The organism is Pseudomonas sp. PP3, from assembly GCF_905336995.1.
In the GTDB taxonomy this organism is placed as follows: domain Bacteria; phylum Pseudomonadota; class Gammaproteobacteria; order Pseudomonadales; family Pseudomonadaceae; genus Aquipseudomonas; species Aquipseudomonas reinekei.
On record NZ_HG995459.1, the window covers coordinates 79,006 to 99,759 of the forward strand.

A 20,754-nucleotide genomic window follows, 5' to 3' on the forward strand; every position below is an offset into this window, starting at 1 on the left:
CGATTTGCCCCACATACATTGGAGTGTCTCCCTGACATTTCTCTCATTCATGAACGACTCCTCCCAGTGACCATTGCTGAAATACGCTTACAACGTATTGCGCAAGTTATTGCGCAGAGGCGAGGTGTTTTTAGGCTGTTCCGTGTGGTTCTTTGTTGCCCTACATAGCCGCCGGATCGGTCGCACAAATTTGAAGATCCTTCCTACATACGTTGATACCGACGCCAGATAGATTTCGATTCCTCGAGTGGATGTTTTTTTGCTTAGAAGGGAGTCGAGCGCATCTTGTCCAGACATGCAGATATCGAATTAATAGCTGCGAGATACTTCTCTGTCGCAAGTTGTAAGTTTGTATGAATTACTCCAGCAAACTTTCGGAACACTATCTGGATCTCGCAAAGACGCCTGTCTCCCAGCATAAATTTGTGGGAGAGGACGCTCGCTATTCGAGTGAATACGAGGACTTGGAGTGTGAGTTGGGCAAAGCCCGATCCTTGCACGAGCGCGGACAGACCGACTGGCTGAAAGTCCTCGAAATCAGCGAACGCCTCCTTCGCACCCAGTCCAGGGATCTACGGGTTGGCGCCTGGCTGACTTGGGCGCTTTATCAGCGCGAGTCCTTTGCGGGGTTGCTGGCCGGTTTGGGATTGCTGCATTACCTGTGCGCCAACCATTGGCTGGACATGTATCCGCTCAAGGCCCGGACCCGAGCTGCGGCCATCGGTTGGTTGGTTCCACGACTTGAACAAGTACTGAACGAAAGCATTGCGATCAAAGAGCAGTTGCCTTTGTTCCGGTGTTTGCTGGAACACCTGGAAGGTCTTGATGCCATTTGCACCCGCCATCTGGGCGACGAAGCACCGCTCTTGCTTCCTGTTTCCCGCCGCCTGAAAAGCCTGGTGCAACGGGTGGTCGAAGATCAACCGGCATTAAGCGTCGTGGAATCCGCGGTGGCTCAGGTGAAACAGGCTGCCACGCAACTATTCAATCCCGACACATCTATCGATAACGAAAAAGATGCGCATAAAGCATTGCGCACTCAGCAGGAGAGTGCGCGGCGACTGTGCGCCTGGTGGTTAAAAAGCAAGGCCACCGATGTGCGCGCGTTACGCCTCAATCGTACGCTGCTCTGGCTGCCGGTCGAGATGTTGCCCGAGCGTAACGCCGAGCAGATTACCGCGCTGCGCGGGCTGCCTCCCGAGAGACTGCAACTCTTCCAGGAGCGCTACGCTCTGGCCAAGTACGCAGATTTACTGGTGGAACTCGAGGGCAGCCTGGCGAAGGCGCCATTCTGGTTTGATGGTCAGCGAATGGTTTGGGAGTGTCTTCAGGCGCTGGGCGCAGACATGGCGATGCGTGAGGTGGAAGTTCAATTCTCGCTGTTGATTCAGCGGCTGCCCGCCATCCTCGAGTTGCGCTTCCATGATGGTGTTCCTTTCGCTGACCCGGCCACCCGGATGTGGATCGATGCCCATGTCATGCCGCATCTGCAAAATCCCGTTGAACCTCAGACGTTAGAAAGCCACCACGCCCTCCCGGCCTGGGAGCGGGCGCTCGAAGACGTCCAGCCTGTCCTGCGCCAGGACGGTCTTAAAGCCGCCGTGCAAGTTCTCAAGCAAGGCCTGCAGACCGCCCATGGCGCACGAGCGTGTTTTTTCTGGCAGCTCGCCCTCGCGCGCTTGTGCTTCATGGCCCGCAAGTTCGAATTGGCCAAGACCCAACTTGAAACCCTCGACCAGACATTACGCGATGCAGGCCTGCACACGTGGGAGCCGGACCTTGCGCTGCAAGTGTTGCAGCTGCTGCATAGCTGCTGCGAGTTATTGCCGCAGAGCCACGCGATTCGTGAATGCAAGGAAGAGATTTATCGCAGGTTGTGCCACCTCGATCTTGAAGTGGTACTCGACTAGGCCCCCGGGCCACAACCGCAAGGAGAATAGCCATGGCCAAAGAAGGCTCGGTAGCCCCCAAGGAACGCATCAACGTCACGTTCAAGCCCGCCACCGGTGGCGCTCAGGAAGAGATCGAATTGCCGCTCAAATTGTTGGCAATCGGGGACTACACCCAGCGCAAGGACGAGCGAAAAGTCGAGGATCGCAAACCGATCAGCATCGACAAGATGACTTTCGACGAAGTGCTCGCAAAGCAGGAACTGCAGGTCACCTTGAGCGTGCCGAACCGGCTTCAGGAGGAGGGTGCTGAAGAGTTGGCCGTGGGTCTGCGCATCGGCTCGATGAAAGACTTCAATCCGGCCAGTCTGGTCGAGCAAGTGCCTGAAATGAAAAAACTGATGGAACTGCGTAACGCACTGGTGGCCCTCAAGGGCCCGCTTGGTAACGCGCCTGCATTCCGTAATGCCATCGAAGGTGTTCTTGCCGACGACGAATCCCGTAGCCGCGTATTGGGCGAGCTGGGACTGGATGCCACCACCGAGCGAGCCTGAGCTCACCTGCCGCCAAGGAAGCCAACATGAGTACGAATGCAGCACACCAGCAAAGCACCGAGAATCGCGAATACAGCATCCTCGACAGCATCATTGCCGAAACCCGCCTGAGCCCGGACGACGAGGCCTATGACATTGCCAAGCGCGGCGTGTCGGCGTTTATCGAGGAGCTGCTCAAGCCGAAGAACAGCGGTGAGCCGGTTAAAAAGGCCATGGTCGACCGGATGATTGCCGAGATCGATGCCAGGCTTGGCCAACAAATGGATGAAATTCTCCACCACCCGGATTTCCAGTCTTTGGAGTCTTCGTGGCGTGGTTTGCAATTGTTGGTTGATCGCACCAACTTTCGCGAGAACATCAAGATCGAAATCCTCAACGTTTCCCAAGCGGACCTGCTGGACGATTTCGAAGATTCACCGGAAGTGATGCAAGCCGGCCTCTACAAACACATCTACACCGCGGAGTACGGCCAGTTCGGTGGCCAGCCCGTCGGCGCAATCATCGCCAATTACTTCATGTCCCCCAGCTCACCGGATGTGAAGTTGATGCAGTACGTATCCAGCGTGGCGTGCATGTCCCATGCGCCGTTCATTGCTTCGGCCGGTCCGGAATTCTTCGGCCTGGACAGCTTCACCGGCCTGCCGGACCTGAAAGACCTGAAGGATCATTTTGAAGGCCCGCAGTTCGCCAAATGGCAGAGCTTCCGCCAGTCAGAGGACGCCCGCTACATGGGCCTGACCGTGCCACGCTTCCTTCTGCGTAATCCGTATGACCCGGAAGAAAACCCGGTCAAATCGTTCGTCTACAAGGAAACCGTTGCTGACAGTCATGAGCACTATTTGTGGGGCAATACGGCTTTTGCATTCGGCACCCGGCTGACCGACAGCTTTGCGAAATTTCGCTGGTGCCCGAACATTGTCGGTCCGCAGAGCGGCGGTGCGGTTGAAGATCTGCCGTTGCACCATTTCGAAAGCATGGGCGAAATCGAAACCAAGATTCCCACCGAAGTCTTGGTGTCTGACCGCCGTGAGTTCGAGCTGGCCGAGGAGGGGTTCATTGCGCTGACGATGCGCAAGGGCAGTGACAATGCAGCCTTCTTTTCCGCCAGTTCCGTGCAGAGGCCCAAGCACTTCGGTATCAGCGCCGAAGGCAAGGTTGCCGAGCTGAACTACAAGCTCGGCACTCAACTGCCCTACATGATGATCGTCAATCGGCTGGCCCACTATTTGAAGGTTCTGCAGCGCGAGCAACTGGGGTCGTGGAAAGAACGCACCGACCTTGAGCTGGAGCTCAATAAGTGGATTCGCCAGTACGTTGCCGACCAGGAAAACCCGAGTGCCGAGGTTCGTGGCCGGCGACCGTTGCGGGCGGCTCAAATCACCGTCAGCGATGTCGACGGCGAGCCAGGTTGGTACCGCGTCAGCCTCAACGTGCGCCCGCACTTCAAGTACATGGGGGCCGATTTCACCCTTTCTCTGGTTGGCAAACTGGACAAAGAGTAAGCGGAGTTGACCCATGGCCGGATACGGCAGCCTCTTCGAACGCCTGAATGGCGATGCAAGCAAACGTGATGGCTGGAGCCTCGAAAACTCTGCCATGGCGTCTGTGGCTGCCCATCTGGCCAAGATGCTCAGCACCCGTGCAGGCAGTGTGCAGACGCTGGCAGATTACGGATTGCCGGACCTCAATGACATGCGTCTGAGCCTGCACGATTCCTTGAGCCGCGCGCGTTTGTTCATCGAACGTTTTATCGAGGCCTACGAGCCGCGATTGAGCAATGTGCGTGTTCATCCTCGATTGCAGCAAGAAGATCCGCTTCGTTTGTCCTTCTGCATTGAAGGCCTGCTGGAAGTCCACGGGTTCAAGCGTCAGGTCAGTTTTGCCGCCCGCGTGGATGGCAATGGTCAGGTCATGGTGAGCGCATGACATTCGGAGCTCGCCATGTCGTTTAACCATTACTACCAAAGTGAGCTCACCGCACTTCGCCAGTTGGGCCGTCGATTGGCCGAGCGCAGTCCGGCGTTGTCCTCCTATCTGGGACAAACCGGGCAAGATCCCGACGTGGAGCGTTTGCTGGAAGGCTTTGCGTTTCTGACCGGACGTTTGCGCCAAAAGCTTGATGACGAATTGCCGGAGCTGAGCCATTCGTTGATGCACCTGCTGTGGCCCAACTATATGCGGCCGGTTCCGGCTTTCAGCATGTTGCAGTTCGCCCCTTTGACGCGTTCGGAGCCTGCGTTGACGGTTGCACGCGACACGCCGGTGGAGAGCGTGCCGATCGAAGGAGAGCGTTGCCGTTTCCGTACGTGCTATGCCACCGAGGTGTCAGCGCTGGATCTTGTCGCGTTGAGCCACTCGGTCAAAGGTGATGGTTCGCTGTTGAGCCTGCGACTGGAAATGACCGCTGACGGTCATCTTGGCGAGTTGCAGTTACGCCACCTGCGCCTGCACTTCGCGGGTGAACGCTACATCAGCCAAGCGCTGTACCTGAGCCTGTTGCGGAATCTGCAAGGTGCCGAGCTGATCCCGCTGGATGGCAGGGGTGAGCCGCTTATCGGGGTGAATGATCTACCAGTGGCATTTCAGTTGCCGGACGAATGTGTGCGACCGGTGGGCTTTGCTGAAGATGAAGCCTTGATGCCATACCCGCTGAATACCTTCCGCGGCTATCGATACCTGCAGGAGTACTTCGCTTTTCAGGACAAGTTTTTGTTCGTCGATATCAAGGGTCTCGACCTGCTCAAGACCTTGCCCGAAGAAAGCATCAAGCAGGTGCGGGGAATGGAGTTGCGCTTCGATATTCGCAAAAGCGCCCTGCAGCGCCTGCGTCCGACCCTCGATAACGTGAAGCTTTACTGCACGCCAATCGCAAACCTGTTCAAGCACGATGCGCTGCCCATACGACTTGACGGCAAGCAGGATGAGTACCTGCTGTTGCCTGCCCGGTACAACCAGGAAAACTGTGGCGTGTTCTCTGTCGAGACCGTTACAGGCTGGAGGCCGGGTGGTCTGGGGTATCGGCAGTATGTGCCGTTCGAGTCGTTTGAACATGATCCGAGTTTCGATGTACCGACCCACCGAGCGCATTACAGCGTTCGCCAGCGCTCGTCCTTGTTGCACGACGGCCTCGACACTTACCTGAGCTTTGGCACCCAAGCCGTCGACATGCAGGAAACCCTGTCGATTGAGCTGGTCTGCACCAACCAGAACCTTGCGCGCAAGCTGAAGCTCGGTGACATCAATCAGGCTTGTGAGCGGACGCCGGAGTGTTTGAGCTTTCGCAACATCACGCCTGTCACCGCCTGTTTCGCGCCACCGCTCAATCGGGACTTCCTCTGGAAGCTGATCAGCAACATGTCGCTCAACTACCTTTCGCTGGCGGACGTCAACGCGCTGAAGGTGATTCTCGAAACCTACGACTTGCCCCGCCACTACGACCAGCATGCGGAGAAAGTCAGCAAGCGGCTGCTCGGTGGGCTGAAGTCAATCAAGCACCAGCACGTCGACAGACTGCACCGAGGATTACCGGTCCGGGGGTTGCGTACGGAACTGATCGTCGATCCGCAGGGGTATATCGGCGAGGGCGATTTATTTGTCTTCGCATCGGTACTCAACGAGTTTTTTGCGCTTTATGCCAGCCTCAATTCGTACCACGAGTTGCGGGTAATCAGCACACAGGGAGAGGTGTACCAATGGCTACCCCGCATGGGTCTGCAGCCCCTCCTTTGAGTGGGTTGAGTCGAGTCATACGCGAGTACTCGCTGTTCCAGGCTGTGCTGGCAGTCGTTGATCGGCTGCGCGAGGCGCACCCCGGCATGAGCGAAGACGATCTGTACGACCAATTGGAGTTCCAGGCCAATCCGAGCTTTGGTTTCCCCGGTAGCGACGTTGATCGCGTGGAGTTTTTTGAGGAACACGGGCAACTGCGCGCCCGACTTCGTTTCAACCTGATCAGCCTGGTGGGTTCTGGGTCACCACTGCCCGCGTTCTACGCCGAGCAAGCCTTGGGTGACAACGAAGACGGCAATCTGACCCGCAGTTTTCTCGATCTGTTTCACCATCGCCTGCAGCGATTGATGCTGCCGATATGGCGAAAATACCGGTACCGCGCCGGCTTCAAGAGTGGCGCCATCGACCCTTTCTCGGCGCAACTCTTTGCCCTGATCGGCTTGGGTGGAGAAGAGATCCGCAAGGCTGGCGAACTGAACTGGAAACGTCTTTTGCCGTACCTCGGACTCCTGAGTTTGCGCGCCCACTCGGCAGCGTTGATCGAGGCGGTGCTGCGTTACTACTTCAAGCACGCCGAGATATTCATCGAGCAGTGCGTTGAGCGTCGCGTCGACATTCTGGATGAGCAACGCAATCGCCTGGGTCGTGCCAACAGCAAGCTTGGCGAGGATCTGGTGCTAGGCGAATACGTTCGTGATCGCGGCGGCAAATTCCGGATTCATATCCGTGCGCTCGACTGGGAACGCTTCCATGAATTCCTGCCGATTGGCTTCGGCTATCAACCACTGTGCGCACTGGTTCGGTTCACCCTGCGAGATCCACTCGATTACGACATTCGACTGCTCCTGCGCCAGGAAGAGATTCACGAATTGCGCATGGGTGAGCAGAGCGCCTGCCGCTTGGGTTGGACCAGTTGGTTGGGGCGCGAGCACGCCGACGGTCAAGTGACGCTGAGCAGCAGTATTCATTAAGGACGAGACCCCATGATCAATGTGGACCTGCAACAACTCATTCAGGCGCTGGACGTCGAAAGCCGTCGCGACCTGGAAAGCGCTGCCGAACGTTGTGTCGGTCGTGGTGCCAGCAAAGTGCTCATCGAGGACTTGCTTCTGGCCTTGCTGGACCGCCCGCTGGGTTTGCTCGGCCGTGCTCTGCAAGACGCGGAAGTTGATGCCGGAGAATTGATCAGCGCTTTGCATTTGCCGGGCGAACACGGCGCTTCACGCAACCCCGTGTTCGCTCCAGAGCTGGTGCAATGGCTTCAGGATGCGTTGCTGGTGGCGAATCTTGAACTGGGCCGCAGCCAGGTTGACCAGGCCTCGCTGATTCTCGCCCTGCTACGTAATCCAATGCGCTACGCCGGCAGCCGATACCAACTTTTACTGGCCAGGCTGAACATTGAGCGACTGAAAGAGTTTGCGTTGTTGGGGACACGGCACCCGGCCATCGATCATTCAATCAAGAGCACTGAATCACTGTTAGAGCGTTTTACTCACAACCTGACCCAGCAAGCCCGTGACGACAAGCTGGACCCGGTGTTGTGTCGCGATGATGCGATCAGCCAGATGATCGACATCCTCGCCCGTCGCCGCAAAAACAACCCGATTGTGGTGGGCGACGCGGGTGTAGGCAAGACAGCCATCGTCGAAGGTCTGGCCTTGCGCATCGTTGCCGGGGACGTACCGCCGCCGCTGCGCGGTGTTGAGCTGCTGTCTCTGGACATGGGGCTGTTACAGGCGGGCGCCAGTGTAAAAGGTGAGTTCGAGCGGCGTCTCAAGGGCGTAATCGATGAGGTCAAAGGATCACCCAAAGCGATCATCCTGTTTATCGATGAGGCGCATACATTGATCGGCGCAGGTGGCGCTCCTGGCGGCTCCGACGCGGCCAACCTGCTGAAACCGGCGCTGGCGCGTGGCGAGTTGCGAACGATTGCGGCAACCACATGGACCGAGTACAAAAAATACTTCGAAAAAGATCCGGCACTCGCCCGCCGTTTCCAGCCTGTGCATTTGCTTGAGCCAACCGTCAGCGAAGCCGTGACAATTCTTCGTGGCCTGGCCGGTGTGTATGAGAAGAGCCACGGCATCTATCTGCGCGATGACGCGGTGGTGGCTGCCGCTGAATTGTCGGCTCGTTACCTCACGGGGCGTCAGTTGCCCGACAAAGCGATCGATGTTCTCGATACAGCGTGCGCCCGCGTCCGTATCAGCCTGGCTGCCGCCCCGCAGAGCCTGCAACGGTTACAGGGCGGGCTGGTTGAAGGGGAACGCAAACGACAGGCGCTACGTCGCGATGCCGAGGCCGGTGTGTTGATCGACCACCAATCCCTGCACGCTTTAGAGCGTCATCTGCAGGACGTCGAAGTGGAAAAAGCGGCGCTGCAAACCCGGTGGATGACGCAGGCTGGCATGGCCGAGTCAGTGCTGAATTTACGCCAGCAGTTGGCCTATGCCCGGGCTTCAGTCGGCAACGTCGAGAAGGGTGACGGATGTTCAGGCGGGCAGGCAGATGACATTCAATGTGTGGAGACGCTGCAAGCCGCTCTCAAGGAATCTCATCGAGCTCTGCTCGATGCACAAGGCAGCGAACGGCTGGTGAGTTTTGAAGTATGCCCACGACTGGTGGCCGAAGTGGTGAGCGCCTGGACCGGTGTGCCGCTGACGCAACTGGCCCGGGAGCACAATGCCAAAGTCACCGGTTTTGCCAGCGACTTGCGCGACCGCATCCTTGGTCAGGAGCCCGCCATAGAGGCCCTGGACCGTGCAATGCGCGCAACGGCCGCCGGGTTGAACAGGCCTGACACTCCGGTAGGCGTGTTTCTTCTGGTAGGTCCAAGTGGTGTCGGTAAAACCGAAACTGCATTGGCGCTCGCGGATTTGTTATATGGCGGCGAGCGTTTTATCACCACGATCAACATGTCTGAGTTTCAGGAAAAGCACACGGTCTCGCGCCTGATCGGGTCGCCCCCTGGTTATATCGGCTATGGCGAGGGCGGCATGCTCACTGAAGCCATACGCCAAAAGCCGTATTCGATCGTGCTGCTGGATGAAGTCGAGAAGGCCGATCCGGACGTCCTCAACCTGTTCTACCAGATATTCGACAAAGGCGTGGTCAACGATGGCGAAGGCCGGGCAATCGACTTTCGCAATGCGTTGATCCTGTTGACCTCGAATCTGGGCAGCGAACGGATCAGCGAGCTTTGCCATGACGCTGAGCGGCCAGCCTCCCAAGTGCTGGAGCAGGCGATTGCGCCCATCCTCAGCCGACATTTCAAACCGGCGTTGTTAGCGCGCATGCGTGTCGTGCCGTACTACCCCGTTAGCGGGCCGGTACTGCGCAAGTTGATTGAAATGAAACTCGAGCGTTTGGGTGAACGCCTGCGCCGTCGCGATCTGGGTTTCACCTATGGTCAAAACCTGGTCGATCATCTGGCGGAGCGCTGTGTTCAAAGCGAGAGCGGTGCTCGTTTAATTGACCACCTGTTGGAACTGCATGTACTGCCTCGAATAGCCGACCGTGTCCTTGATTCGATGGCCACGGGAGAGTCCCTTGGGCATGTTCATGCGACGCTGGATGCCGATGCTTGTGTCATCTGCGAGTTCGTCTGAGATGGGTGCGATGCTCGCTGACCTGAAACAGCCATTGCTGTATGCCGAAGCCTTGCTGGAGCAGTTCACAGGGCTGTCACGGGCGGCGGATGGCGGCGCGTTGTTGGGGGAATTCGTGCGCGGGGTCGCGCAGCTCAGCGGCTGCGAGTTGACGCAGTTGTATCTGCTGGACCCTGCTCATGGCGGCCTCGGGCTCATCAGCGAGTATCTCGACGGCATTCTGCAGCCCAGGGCTGTCACGAGTTTGCAGGCGGATTACAGTGATCAGAAACTGTTGCAGTTTGCTCTGCGCCAGAACCGTGTAGTGGGCCTCGGATCATTGAGAGACAGCCTGCACGACACTGATTTTTTGCCGACCCGGCCCCGACCCTGGCAATCGCTGTTGTGTGTGCCGTTGCTGAATCAGCGAAAGGCTGTTGACGGCTTGGTGCTTTGCGCCAGTCATCGACAGATCGATCTGCAGGGATTCGCTGGCTCCCTTGGCCAGTTGGGCGCGTTCGCACTCGGGCAGCTACAGCTGTTGCAGCGCTTGCGGCAACCAGTCGGCAATGCGCGAGCTGTGCCTGTCAGTATCCCGAATGCCAGCGGCTATGGGCTGATCGGCAAGAGCCCGGCCATGCGGCGAACGTATTCCCTGATCAGCAAAGTCGTTCACAGCCCCTACACCGTCCTGTTGCTGGGCGAGACCGGCACCGGCAAGGAAGTGGTCGCGCGGGCCATTCACGACGGTGGGCCTCGACGCTCTCAGGCGTTCATCGTGCAGAACTGTGCGGCATTCGCCGAAAACCTGTTGGAAAGCGAACTGTTCGGCTACCGCAAAGGTGCTTTCACCGGAGCCGACCGGGATCGTCCCGGCTTGTTCGATGCCGCCGACGGCGGCACCTTGTTTCTGGATGAAGTCGGCGACATGCCATTGTCGCTCCAGGCAAAGTTGCTACGGGTTTTGCAGGAGGGAGAGATCAGGCCGTTGGGTTGCAACGACACCCATAGGGTCGATGTGCGGATTATTGCCGCGACGCACCGGGATTTGCCGTCGTTGGTCAGGGAAGGCCAGTTCCGTGAAGACTTGTACTACCGCCTCGCACAGTTTCCGATCGAGTTGCCGGCTTTGCGTCAGCGTGAAGGTGACATCCTCGACCTGGCCCGCTACTTCTCTGACAAGGCGTGTGCACTCCTGCAACGGGATGCCGTGCTTTGGTCCGAGGCCGCCCTTGGTCATCTGGCCGCTTATACGTTTCCCGGCAACGTGCGTGAACTCAAAGGCATGGTGGAGCGCGCGCTGCTCCTGTGTGACGGCGGCGAACTGTTGCCCGGACATTTTTGCCTGCCCGTGGACGTGTTTGCTGAAGATAAAAGCCTGCACCTGCGCGAACGGCTGGAGCGGTTCGAGCGCAAACTGATGATCGCTTGCCTGCGAAAAAACAGCGGCAATCAGACACGCACGGCCCGTGAGCTTGGGTTGCCACGCCGCACCCTGCTGTATCGCCTCGGGCGCCTGAATATCTGCCCTGGGGACCTCGATGGTTAACGCCCCGTCGCTCGGGTTCCTGGCATTCGCCTTTTCTGTTTTGTTCTTCGGAGACTCACCCATGCCTGTTCGTAATTGGCCCGCCGTCTTGCTGGCTTTCGTCGTTGTAAGCGGCGTTGGTGGTTGCGGCGGTAATTACAAATTCAATGACAACACCTATCGCCCCTTGGGTGATCCGCATGCGGTCAATCGCGGCCAGTGACTGCAAGGAGCATCAACTACATGGAACTGGTTCTCGAAATACTGAGCAGCAAGCAGTTCGTGCCAACGGATTTGTGCCAGAAGACCTTCAGCGAGTCAGGCGGGGTGATCGGTCGGGGGGCGGATTGTGACTGGGTCATTCCGGACCGCAAGCGTCACCTGTCCAGTCGGCACGCATTGATCAGCTGCCGCGACAATGGGTTTTTCCTGAGCGATATCAGTAGCAACGGAATCCGGGACTGCACAACCGGTGCACAGCTGCCCAAAAATGAAGCGATGCGTATAGAAACCGGCAGCGTTTATCGGCTGGGTGATTTCGAAATCCGTGCGCGCCTGAGTGACTCAGCGACAGCCTTTGACACGCGGGCCAGTGGACGGCGGATGACAGGAAACATCATTCCTGAGGAAGTTTTCCTCGACTACGACCCATTGAGCGCTGTTGATCAGCAACAACCTGTTGCCTGCGAGATTGACGCGTTCACGGCGCTCGATAGCGCGATTCAGGAACCCATGCAATGTGCTGATTTTGCGCGCATCGATATGGAAAACATGAGGGTGCCGCAGTTGATTGACGCACCCCAGGAATCTGCACCGGCAGCGAGTCGCACGGCTGCCGAGCGCCCGTCTGAAGATTTTTGGGCACGCTTTGGTACTGCGCTGGGGATCGAGCTCGACGGCCTCGAGACTGGCGCTCGCGAAGCGTTGGCAGTGAATGCGGCGCGGTTACTCAAGCAAAGCATTGGTGGTTTACAGCAAAGCCTGCGCACCCGCAGCGAACTGAAAAACGAACTTCGACTGGCGCAGACAACGGTACACGGCCTCCATTGCAACCCTCTCAAGTATGGAGCCGATGCCGCAGACGTGTTGGGCATGCTGCTGGCCAACAAGCCAGGTCAGTTACCGGCAGATCAGGCAATCTCCCGCGCTTTCCGTGACCTGCAAGCGCATCAGGTGGCGTTGCTGGCCGCCAGTCGCGCGGCAGTTCGGGGTGCTGTGGAGCACTTTTCACCGCAACAGCTGACGCTTCGTTTCGAGCGTGAAAACCCGTCACTGCTGGGAACGTTCGGCAATCGCTGGAAAGCCTACGGCCGCTATCACCAGGCCCTGCTACAGGATGGCGAATGGGGTGAGCGCTTGTTGGCCCGTGACTTTGCCCAGGCCTATGAAGAGCAGATTCGCCTGATCTCCACCCTCCATACCGACCTTCAGGGATGACAGGCATGTCGACCGCTTTTTTCAAGGCGCTGATTGCGCTGTCCGCCATGTTGCTATTGACCGCGTGCGCAGCGATATCGCCGTATTCCAGCCTTTCCAAAATCAATCTGAAGCTGTCCGCGAGTGACCAGTTGAACCCGGATCTCAATGGGCGTCCGTCACCGATTGTCGTCCGTCTTGTCGAGCTCAGGCACCCGGTTGCATTCGAGAGTGCCGACTTCTTCAGTCTCTATGAGCGCGCCGCGAAATCCCTGGCTCCGGACCTGGTAGCCAGTGAAGAGTTGCAGCTGCGTCCCGGCGAAATGCGTGAGCTCAAGCTCAGCGTGCAATCGCAAAGCCGCTACGTAGGCATTCTTGCCGCTTACCGCGATTTACCGGAAACCCGATGGCGCTACACCGTGCCCGTCATCACGGCGGGCGTCACTCACATCGACCTGGTTCTGGATCAGGCCGGCATTCATGGCAACGGTGAAGCGTTTGCACAGGCGGACAATTGAGCATGAACTTCCATAAGGTCATTTGGCAGGAAGGAATGTTGCTGCGTCCGCAGCACTTCCAGCACAACGATCGGTATCACGACCATCAGATAAAGGCTCGAACTCAGTTACTGGGTAGTTTCACCTGGGGGTTCCTGAGCCTGGACGTTGATTCGCAGTTTCTCAACATGGGCAAACTGGTGGTCAACCGTGCCTCGGGAGTCCTGCCGGATGGCAGTCTTTTCGAAGTAGGTGGTAGCACTCAACCGTTGGTGCTGGATGTACCTGTGAACACTGGCAACACATCGGTCTATCTGGCGTTGCCGCTGGTCACCGGCAACCACATCGAAGCTCGTCGTCTGGAGCAGGCGGACGTGTTGGCACGATATGTCGCGTATGAGCGAGAGGTTACGGACTCCAACGCCGGCGACGGTCGTGCAAGCCAGGTCAGTTGCGCCCGCCCGGACTTCCGCCTGCTGCTTGGCGACCAGCAAGGCGATCAGGGTTTTGTCAGATTGAAAATCTGCCACGTCCTCGACACCACGCCCGACGGCGTGATCAGTCTCGATCCGGACTTCGTACCGACCTACATCCAGATGCACTCATCGAGCTATTTGCTTTCGTCCCTGAAGGAGGTGATCAGCATGCTCGGTCACCGGGGGGACACCATTGCAGAAAGGATCCGTTCCAATGGCAAGGTGGGCGGCGCGGAAGTCGGTGACTTCATGATGCTGCAATTGATCAATCGAACTGAGCCATTGCTGCGTCACTATCTCAATCTGCAGCAGGTTCACCCGCAAGAGTTGTACTGCACGCTGTTGACCCTGCTGGGCGAACTGGCGACTTTCTCTAGTGACAGTAAGCGTCCACGAGTGGATGTTCGGTACGAACACAGTGACCAGGGCGCGAGTTTTCGCAAACTGATGGAGGCAATCCGTCAGGTGCTGTCGATGGTGCTGGAACAGCATGCCATCGAGTTGCCGATGCAGGCGCGTCAGTACGGGATCATTGTTTCGCCTTTGCACGACCCAAAACTAACGGGGTCGGCCTCGTTCGTGCTGGCCGCCAGCGCCCACTGCGACAGCGAAGAATTGCGCCATCGATTGCCTGCACACCTCAAGGTCGGCACGGTCGAGAGTATCCGCCAACTGGTCAATCTCCATTTGCCGGGTTTCAAAATCAAACCGTTACCGGTGGCTCCACGGCAGATCGCCTTTCACGCCAACAAGACCTATTTCATTCTTGAACTCGGCCCCGAAGACCAGGCGCAACTCGAGCGCTCTGGTGGTTTCGCGTTCCACGTTTCCGGTGAGTTCGCAGAGCTGGAACTGAAATTCTGGGCCATCAGGAGTTGAGCGACATGATCAAGGACATGCAATACGACCAGGATGACAAAACTGTCCTGCTTGACCGTCTCGGCCGTGGGCCGGCACAGCGGCCATTGACGGACTCGGTGGCGCCGCCGCGTTTCGAGCAGCTCGAAGATCGCATGATCTACGCCGCTCGGCAGATGCCGCAGCAAACTTTCAACGTCCGCCGCAATGCATTGGTGGCATCAGCGTCATGGCTGTTATCTGAAGTGGTACGGCTCAAGCACTGCGCTACCGGTGAAGACTTACCCAGTCTCAATCAGCGATTGAGCACGGCACTGGAACACTTTGCAGATGGCGCATTACGTGTCGGTATCGAAAGCAGCCAGGTTTCAACTGCACGATATGTGCTGTGCACAGTGGTGGATGAGGCAGTGGTGACAACAGCGTGGGGAAAGGAGAGCGAGTGGTCACAAATGAGCCTTCTCAGCAGGTTTCACAATGAGACGTCTGGTGGTGAAAAGTTCTTCCAGCTGCTTGATCGGCTGTCAAAAAACCCGATCAAGCACCTGCCGATGCTTGAGCTGATGTACGTGTGCCTGTCGCTCGGATTCGAGGGCAAATACCGAATCCAGGCACGAGGTCTTCTGGAGCTCGAAAATCTTCGTGATGCGCTTTTTCGGCAGATTCGCCTGATACGCGCAGATGCTCCTAATGAACAGCCATCACGCGGTAACGGCGATGGTGAAGGCAAGCGCGGAAGTTCGGTTCGTATCGTGCCGTGGTGGATGATGGCGCTGATTACAGCGATGTGTCTGATGGTGATGTATTCAGGTTTCGCCTGGGTCTTGAGTGAGCAACGAGCGTTAGTGTTGCAGCCATTCCATCCGTTTGAGCAGGACGCGATTCAAGCGCGGGCGCAGCCATGGAAGGGGCGCGAGTGATGAAAAACCTCTTCGGAAAAACCGCTGCCTTTTTGCGTAAAACCTGGGTGTGGAGTCTGCTCTCGATACTGTTGATGGCAGTGTTCGTGTGGTGTGTCGGGCCGTTGTTGGCGATAGATGATTTCAGGTTCTGGGAAAGCCCAACGTCTCGATTGCTGAGTATCAGTGTGTTGTTTCTGGTGTGGGGGCTGGCCATGGTTTTTGTCAGCTGGCGCACCGGCATTCGCGAGCAAGCCGAGGGGCGCGAGCAGGGTGTCGATCGTATGCATCGAGAGCAACAGATTGACGAAGAGCGCGCGGACGTGAGGGCACGTTTCAAGGCCGCCGTTAAAATCCTCAAGACATCGAGCTTCTATCGCAATCAGCGCGAGCGAGGGCGACGCGATCTGCCTTGGTACTTGCTGATCGGCCCTCAGGGGAGTGGAAAAACCACGCTGCTGAATGTCTCGGGTCTTGAGTTTCCCCTCAATAACCTTGGCCGTAAATCGACCGATGAATCACAAGGTACCCGTTCGTGCGATTGGTACTTTGCCGAAGACGGTGTGTTCATCGACATCCCCGGACGCTATCTCAACCAGCCGGATGCTGACATTGACGCTGGCGGTTGGGCCACGTTGCTGGGGTTGTTGCGCAAGCGCCGCCGAAACCGTCCACTCAATGGCGTACTGGTTACTCTGCCGGTGCAAATCCTCCTTTCGCATGACGGCGAAGCCCTTCAAGTGCTGGCGCGGCATGTGCGCGCACGCTTGCAAGAGGTGCGGCAAAAGCTGCATATCGAACTGCCGGTCTATCTTGTGTTGAGCAAGGCGGACGAGCAGTCAGGCTTCAATGAATTCTTTGATCAGCTGACCCGGGAGGAAAGTGATCATGTGCTGGGTGTGAGCTTGAGCAAGGACATTGGCTCGGCTGATGCGAGTGCGATACGTGAAGAGTTTGAAGCGCTGCTGCATCGTCTCGATAGCCAGGTGATCATGCGCATGCATCAGGAGCGTGACCCTCTTTGTCGAGGTCGTATTCTCGATTATCCGCATCAATTGGGATTGGTCGGCGAAGGGCTTTGCCAATTCATAGAAATGGCCTTCTGCGGTCATCGTAGTCAAGGCGCGAGTACATTTCGCGGCTTCTACTTCACCAGCGCCACTCGACCAGGAAAACCGCTTGCCTACAGTGGCGTGAACAACGCTGTATTGACGACCCCGCTTATGGGTCACCCGCGGTTCATAAACCATCTGTTCAGCCAGGTCATTTTTCCCGAAGCCGATACTGTTCAACTCGACAAGCGCGAGCACAGCCTTGTTTGTTGGGGGCAGCGAACGCTGTACATGACCTCGCTGGCGGCGCTGAGCCTGTTCGGCCTGTGGTGGGCCGGAGGTTTCTCGGCCAATCATGAGCGACTGGAAAACCTGCGCACGCTGGCACAAGCCTGGACTCTTCAGCGTTCGGCGCTGACCCCTCAAGGTAATGTGTTGCCGGTTCTGCAAAACCTTGATGCCATTCATGCAGCGACACGGGCATTCCCGAAAGCAAGTGACGTTTCGTACCTGGAACGTGGTGGTTTGTATCAGGGCGAAGCTGCCAATCCGGCGATCATGAGTGCTTACGAGCGTGAGCTTGAAACACACCTGCTGCCATCGATCGCGTCGCTACTGGAAGATCAGATTCGCACCCAGCCGGTGGATCGCGAGCGTTTGCTCAACAGTCTTCGTGCATACCTGATGCTGAGTCTCAAGGATCGCCGCGACGTGATATGGCTGAAAGACTGGATCGCCAGCGATTGGTCCCGTCGATACCCCGCAAACACCGCCGTGCAAAGTCGCTTGAGCGGACACCTTGATCAGTTGCTGAGGCAATCATTCAGCTACCCACTCAACGACCCACTGGTCGCTCAGGCGCGGCAAATATTGCGCAGCGAATCCCTGGCCAATGTGGTTTATCGGGTACTGCGCGAGCAGGCTCGCGCGCTCCCCGACTACCACTTGAACCAGCACCTGGGATCTCAGGGCGATTTGTTCGTGGGTACTCACTTCCTGATCCCCGGGTTCTACACCCTGAAGGGATATCAGCAATATTTTTCGGTTCAGGGTGCCGCGCTGGTCACCGAGATTCTGCGCGACAACTGGGTATTGGGTGAGAGTTCGCAGATCAGCGCCATGGACCTGCGGCATTTGATGGTCGAACTGGAGCAACTGTACTTTCGTGATTACGCCAATGTCTGGGGCGATGCCATCGCACGGATTGCGTTGCAGCCGATCGAGGATGCCGGGGAAGGCGCCGAACAGTTGGCCAGCCTGACTTCAGCCAGCTCACCGGTGCTGCAACTGCTGGCGCAAATTCGCGAGAATACTCGCATTCCCTCGATCGCCGATAGCGTGGATGACGCAGCGGCATCAGCACAACAGCTCACGCAGAAGAGCGGTGGGTTAGGCTCACTTGCCGTCGCCAGCGTTCAGAAAGCTTCCGGGACATTGGCCGGCCATTTGCCCGATACGGCAAGAAAGGCAATGCAACGCCGCTTCGAACCCTTGCACCGTTTGCTGGACGACGACAACGGTCCGAGTGCCGACCTGACTGCCGTATTGCACGCGCTCAACGAGCTCCAACTGCAGCTGACGAGCCTGGCTCGTGCCGGCACCCCGGACCTGGCCGCGTACGAAATGGCCAAGGCACGCATGGGAAACCAGCGCGACGCGCTGAGCATTTTGCGAACGGCGTCCGGTCGTTTGCCTCGGCCGGCGGTGACCTGGTTCAACACGCTTGCCGAAGACAGTTGGCGCCTGGTGCTCAATGACGCTTACCGGTTCGTGAATCAGCGTTATCAGAGTGAGCTGTATAGCTTCTATGGAAAGTCGATCAACAAGCGATATCCCTTTAACGCGCACAGCGCCAGTGATGTGGCGCTCAGCGATTTTCGCGAGTTCTTCAAGGCCCAAGGCCTTGTTGAGCGCTTTTTCGACAATTACATGCGCCCGTTTGTGAGCGGCAATCCGGGCAGCTACCGTCTGAAAACCGTTGATGGACGCTCCCTGCCCGTATCCAGGTTTTACCTCGATCAAATGGCTTCGGCACATGTGATCCGCCAAAGCTTTTTTGCCGAAGATCCTTCCGAGCCACAGGTGCGATTCAAGCTGGAACCTTACTCCCTGGATCCGGCCGTCAGCCGTGCCGAGTTCAGATTTGGCGACAGGACCATGGAGTACCGTCATGGTCCGATCATGGCAGCCTCATTTAAATGGCCTGTCGAGGCCGAAGACGGACGTACAAGTCTGGTATTCGACAGAATGGTGGGACGCCCGATCGGAATCGAGAAAAACAAGGGTCCATGGTCATTGTTCCGACTCCTGGACCTGATGCAGACCGAGTCTTTGATCGGTCGTGATGTGCTGGTGCTCAAGGCTGATGTGGGTGGCCTGCGTGCCAACTACCTGCTCATGAGTCAACGCACACCGAACCCGTTCGACATGGGTGTGCTACGTACTTTCCGCATGCCCATGCAGCTCTGATGACGACACTTGGCGTTTGGCGCAGCGTTGCGCGTACGGATCGCGGAAAGATCCGGGCGCGCAATGAAGATGCTTTCCTTGAAGATCCGCAAAAAGGCATGTGGGCGGTGGCCGACGGAATGGGTGGGTATCAACGGGGCGACATTGCCAGCCAGCTGATTGTCGCTGGCCTGGCCGAGTTAGCGGAGCAAAGCGATTTCGATGAGCGAGTCAAAGGTGTACGGCGGTGCCTGTCGTGGCTCAATCGTCGCTTGAATCAGGAATTGACCGTGGTTGCCGGGCGTCAGGACGACATCATCGGCAGCACAGTGGTGACGTTGCTGATCGAAGGCAGCCGCGCAGTCTGTATCTGGGCCGGTGACAGTCGTTGCTATTTGTGGCGCGAGCAGCGGCTGTATCAGCTGACCAGAGACCACTCGCTGAGGCAGCAACTGATCGACGAACACAGGATGGATGACCGGCAGGCCTGGGCTCAACCGCACTCGGCTGCGTTGACCCGCGCAGTGGGCGCCAGCGAGCAATTGAACCTTGATGTGCTGGAGTTCGTAGTGCATCCCGCCGATGTGTTTCTGTTATGCAGCGACGGTTTGCACCAAGACTTGAGCCGTGAGTCCCTGGGGCGCGCCTTGAGTCTGCCTGCACCGGAGTCGGCATTGACGCGTTTGTTCGAAGAAGTGTTAGGCGGCCCGGCGCGGGACAACCTGACAGGCTTGGTTATTCGCCAATGAGTGGGGCCGGGGACGTACTTGATGACTTGTCCAGCCGCGACGGAGACCTGACGTACTTCGCTTTCGCAAAACCTGTAGCGACACGCACGGATGCGACGCAAGTACGGCCAGAACAGGTGCCGGATGTGTTGGCCGGGCGCTATCGCCTCGAACGTCTGCTCGGTGCTGGCGGGATGGGAGTGGTGTATCGCGCACGGGACTTGTTGCAAGAACAGTTCGGTGATCCCGAGCCTTACGTCGCGCTGAAAATGCTCAGTGATGAATATGCGGATTGCGTGGACGCCAGTGCCCTGCTTTTTAGTGAGTTCGCCCTGACGCGGCGTGTGCAGCACCCGAATGTAGTGCGCTTATACGGTTTTGAGGCAGATACCCGCTGCAACAGGGCTTTCATCACAATGGAGCTGATGCGCGGCCTGACCCTGGATAAGTTGTTGTGCGAGCGGCCCTTGGGTTTAGCGTGGCCAGAGCTGCGCGACATCGCACTTCCATTGTTCGATGCATTGGCCCATGCCCACAGTCGCGGCGTGCTCCACGGTGATATCAAACCGAGCAATGTGATGCTCGGCGAGGAAGGCCTGCGACTATTCGATTTTGGTTTGGGATTGGCCGAGGAAGACACACTGCCCGGCCTGCCGAAGCTGAGCCGTCATGGTTTCCATGCCTGGACCTTTGGCTATGCTGCCCCGGAATTGCTCGATGGCTCGCCGCTGGTGGCCAGCGCAGATGTCTTCTCGGTGGCTTGCGTGCTCTATGAGCTGGCATGTGGCAAACACCCATTGCGTCGAGTGCCGTCCAATCAGGCCCGTGATGCGGGTATGGAAGTTGAGCCTTTGACGTCCAGTCACCTGCCCAAACGCTGTTGGAGCTCCTTGAAAGTCGCGTTGTCTTTCGACCCTTCGAAGCGACATATCACGGTGCCCCAATTGCGTCAGGACTTCGCTGGCGCTAGTCATTCCAGGCTGCTGCAACGCTGGAGTCGAATATTCTTCAACGGGTTCCGTCCATGACTTGGTAGTCATCGCCGGCAAAAATAGCGCCATCTTCTTCCAAAGCATCGCGATAGTAGCGTTAT

16 protein-coding genes are annotated in these 20,754 nt (G+C 57.6%); all 16 read left to right on the plus strand.

Annotation, left to right across the window (positions count from 1 at the left end):
- The first annotated feature begins 353 nt into the window (after window positions 1-353).
- The 16 genes from tssA (at window position 354) to KHO07_RS00445 (ending at window position 20,689) form a co-directional block, all read left to right on the plus strand.
- A complete protein-coding gene (tssA, locus tag KHO07_RS00370) occupies window positions 354-1,910 on the plus strand; it encodes a type VI secretion system protein TssA (RefSeq protein ID WP_212626205.1) in 1,557 nt (518 codons plus the stop codon).
- Window positions 1,911-1,942: 32 nt separating this feature from the next.
- Window positions 1,943-2,443: a type VI secretion system contractile sheath small subunit gene (gene tssB, locus KHO07_RS00375; RefSeq protein ID WP_212626206.1), complete on the plus strand. Its 501-nt coding sequence runs from the start codon at window positions 1,943-1,945 to the stop codon at window positions 2,441-2,443.
- A gap of 26 nt (window positions 2,444-2,469) precedes the next feature.
- The gene (gene tssC / locus KHO07_RS00380) at window positions 2,470-3,945 is read left to right on the plus strand and encodes a type VI secretion system contractile sheath large subunit (RefSeq protein ID WP_212626207.1); all 1,476 of its coding nucleotides are present in this window, start codon (window positions 2,470-2,472) and stop codon (window positions 3,943-3,945) included.
- A gap of 13 nt (window positions 3,946-3,958) precedes the next feature.
- Entirely contained in the window at window positions 3,959-4,369 is a 411-nt protein-coding gene (gene tssE, locus KHO07_RS00385; RefSeq protein WP_212626208.1) for a type VI secretion system baseplate subunit TssE, read from the plus strand.
- A gap of 15 nt (window positions 4,370-4,384) precedes the next feature.
- On the plus strand, window positions 4,385-6,172 hold the full coding sequence (gene tssF, locus KHO07_RS00390) for a type VI secretion system baseplate subunit TssF (RefSeq protein ID WP_212626209.1): 1,788 nt from the start codon (window positions 4,385-4,387) through the stop codon (window positions 6,170-6,172).
- Window positions 6,136-7,143, plus strand: coding sequence for a type VI secretion system baseplate subunit TssG (gene tssG / locus KHO07_RS00395; protein WP_212626210.1), 1,008 nt, complete (start codon window positions 6,136-6,138; stop codon window positions 7,141-7,143). The genes tssF and tssG overlap by 37 nt, the downstream gene beginning before the upstream one ends.
- Before the next feature lie 12 nt (window positions 7,144-7,155).
- Window positions 7,156-9,780 carry a type VI secretion system ATPase TssH gene (gene tssH / locus KHO07_RS00400; protein WP_212626211.1) on the plus strand — a complete coding sequence of 875 codons (2,625 nt, stop codon included), beginning with the start codon at window positions 7,156-7,158 and terminating at the stop codon, window positions 9,778-9,780.
- 10 nt (window positions 9,781-9,790) lie between these two features.
- Window positions 9,791-11,308: a sigma 54-interacting transcriptional regulator gene (locus KHO07_RS00405; protein ID WP_212626212.1), complete on the plus strand. Its 1,518-nt coding sequence runs from the start codon at window positions 9,791-9,793 to the stop codon at window positions 11,306-11,308.
- 61 nt (window positions 11,309-11,369) lie between these two features.
- Window positions 11,370-11,510, plus strand: a complete 141-nt coding sequence (locus KHO07_RS00410) for a type VI secretion protein (RefSeq protein WP_212626213.1) — start codon at window positions 11,370-11,372, stop codon at window positions 11,508-11,510.
- A 20-nt stretch (window positions 11,511-11,530) separates the two neighbouring features.
- Entirely contained in the window at window positions 11,531-12,724 is a 1,194-nt protein-coding gene (tagH, locus tag KHO07_RS00415) for a type VI secretion system-associated FHA domain protein TagH (protein WP_212626214.1), read from the plus strand.
- The gene (gene tssJ / locus KHO07_RS00420) at window positions 12,721-13,221 is read left to right on the plus strand and encodes a type VI secretion system lipoprotein TssJ (protein ID WP_212626215.1); all 501 of its coding nucleotides are present in this window, start codon (window positions 12,721-12,723) and stop codon (window positions 13,219-13,221) included. The genes tagH and tssJ overlap by 4 nt, the downstream gene beginning before the upstream one ends.
- Window positions 13,222-13,223: 2 nt before the next feature.
- Complete coding sequence (tssK, locus tag KHO07_RS00425; RefSeq protein WP_212626216.1) at window positions 13,224-14,555, plus strand: type VI secretion system baseplate subunit TssK; 1,332 nt, start codon at window positions 13,224-13,226, stop codon at window positions 14,553-14,555.
- 5 nt (window positions 14,556-14,560) lie between these two features.
- On the plus strand, window positions 14,561-15,454 hold the full coding sequence (gene icmH / locus KHO07_RS00430) for a type IVB secretion system protein IcmH/DotU (protein WP_212626217.1): 894 nt from the start codon (window positions 14,561-14,563) through the stop codon (window positions 15,452-15,454).
- The gene (gene tssM, locus KHO07_RS00435; protein WP_212626218.1) at window positions 15,454-18,954 is read left to right on the plus strand and encodes a type VI secretion system membrane subunit TssM; all 3,501 of its coding nucleotides are present in this window, start codon (window positions 15,454-15,456) and stop codon (window positions 18,952-18,954) included. The genes icmH and tssM overlap by 1 nt, the downstream gene beginning before the upstream one ends.
- The gene (locus KHO07_RS00440) at window positions 18,954-19,682 is read left to right on the plus strand and encodes a PP2C family serine/threonine-protein phosphatase (protein WP_212626219.1); all 729 of its coding nucleotides are present in this window, start codon (window positions 18,954-18,956) and stop codon (window positions 19,680-19,682) included. The genes tssM and KHO07_RS00440 overlap by 1 nt, the downstream gene beginning before the upstream one ends.
- Complete coding sequence (locus KHO07_RS00445) at window positions 19,679-20,689, plus strand: serine/threonine-protein kinase (protein WP_212626220.1); 1,011 nt, start codon at window positions 19,679-19,681, stop codon at window positions 20,687-20,689. The genes KHO07_RS00440 and KHO07_RS00445 overlap by 4 nt, the downstream gene beginning before the upstream one ends.
- The last annotated feature ends 65 nt before the right edge of the window (window positions 20,690-20,754 follow it).

Excerpts from the sequence above, each read along its gene's own strand:
- KHO07_RS00445 (WP_212626220.1), top strand. The coding sequence starts at position 19,679 with ATGAGTGGGGCCGGGGACGTACTTGATGACTTGTCCAGCCGCGACGGA.
- tssG (WP_212626210.1), top strand. The coding sequence starts at position 6,136 with ATGGCTACCCCGCATGGGTCTGCAGCCCCTCCTTTGAGTGGGTTGAGT.
- tssC (WP_212626207.1), top strand. The coding sequence starts at position 2,470 with ATGAGTACGAATGCAGCACACCAGCAAAGCACCGAGAATCGCGAATAC.
- KHO07_RS00440 (WP_212626219.1), top strand. The coding sequence starts at position 18,954 with ATGACGACACTTGGCGTTTGGCGCAGCGTTGCGCGTACGGATCGCGGA.
- tssM (WP_212626218.1), top strand. The coding sequence starts at position 15,454 with ATGAAAAACCTCTTCGGAAAAACCGCTGCCTTTTTGCGTAAAACCTGG.
- tssH (WP_212626211.1), top strand. The coding sequence starts at position 7,156 with ATGATCAATGTGGACCTGCAACAACTCATTCAGGCGCTGGACGTCGAA.
- icmH (WP_212626217.1), top strand. The coding sequence starts at position 14,561 with ATGATCAAGGACATGCAATACGACCAGGATGACAAAACTGTCCTGCTT.
- tagH (WP_212626214.1), top strand. The coding sequence starts at position 11,531 with ATGGAACTGGTTCTCGAAATACTGAGCAGCAAGCAGTTCGTGCCAACG.
- tssJ (WP_212626215.1), top strand. The coding sequence starts at position 12,721 with ATGACAGGCATGTCGACCGCTTTTTTCAAGGCGCTGATTGCGCTGTCC.
- tssA (WP_212626205.1), top strand. The coding sequence starts at position 354 with ATGAATTACTCCAGCAAACTTTCGGAACACTATCTGGATCTCGCAAAG.
- tssK (WP_212626216.1), top strand. The coding sequence starts at position 13,224 with ATGAACTTCCATAAGGTCATTTGGCAGGAAGGAATGTTGCTGCGTCCG.
- tssF (WP_212626209.1), top strand. The coding sequence starts at position 4,385 with ATGTCGTTTAACCATTACTACCAAAGTGAGCTCACCGCACTTCGCCAG.
- tssB (WP_212626206.1), top strand. The coding sequence starts at position 1,943 with ATGGCCAAAGAAGGCTCGGTAGCCCCCAAGGAACGCATCAACGTCACG.
- tssE (WP_212626208.1), top strand. The coding sequence starts at position 3,959 with ATGGCCGGATACGGCAGCCTCTTCGAACGCCTGAATGGCGATGCAAGC.
- KHO07_RS00410 (WP_212626213.1), top strand. The coding sequence starts at position 11,370 with ATGCCTGTTCGTAATTGGCCCGCCGTCTTGCTGGCTTTCGTCGTTGTA.
- KHO07_RS00405 (WP_212626212.1), top strand. The coding sequence starts at position 9,791 with ATGCTCGCTGACCTGAAACAGCCATTGCTGTATGCCGAAGCCTTGCTG.